Here is a 389-nt window from a genome sequence, read left to right on the forward strand (position 1 = left end):
TTTGATCGTTACGGTAAATTATTAAAACAATTAAGTCCAAGTGGACTAGGATGGGATGGAACGTATAATGGTAATCCAATGCCAACTAGTGACTACTGGTTTACGGTTGAGTATAGAGAGCCAAACGATACCTCAAATACAAGAAAACAATTTAAAGCCCACTTTACTTTAAAAAGGTAATTAAGCACGATTAAATAACACCAATAAAAAAGCCTGAACAAATGTTCAGGCTTTTTTTATAATAAAATACTTTAAAGGTATTAGTTAACTTCAAAAGTAATTTTAAGATTAACTCTAAAGTCTACAACTTCGCCATCTTTAACGCTAGCACTTTGATCTTGTACATAAACAGATCTAATGTTTTTAACGCTTTTAGACGCATGCTTTAC

2 protein-coding genes are annotated in these 389 nt (G+C 31.6%); one reads left to right on the top strand and one right to left on the bottom strand.

Going from position 1 to position 389, the window contains the following annotated elements; translation table 11 throughout:
• The coding region (locus V6251_RS15165; RefSeq protein ID WP_341589002.1) for a T9SS type B sorting domain-containing protein at positions 1–180 on the top strand (180 nt) is incomplete at its 5' end.
• 80 nt (positions 181–260) lie between these two features.
• On the opposite strand, the gene V6251_RS15170 is transcribed toward V6251_RS15165, so the two are convergent.
• Positions 261–389, bottom strand: a 129-nt coding sequence (locus V6251_RS15170; RefSeq protein WP_341589003.1) for a dodecin family protein, incomplete at its 5' end; no start/stop codon positions are given.

The sequence above is a fragment of the Olleya sp. Ti.3.14 genome, from assembly GCF_038154885.1.
Taxonomy (GTDB): domain Bacteria; phylum Bacteroidota; class Bacteroidia; order Flavobacteriales; family Flavobacteriaceae; genus Olleya.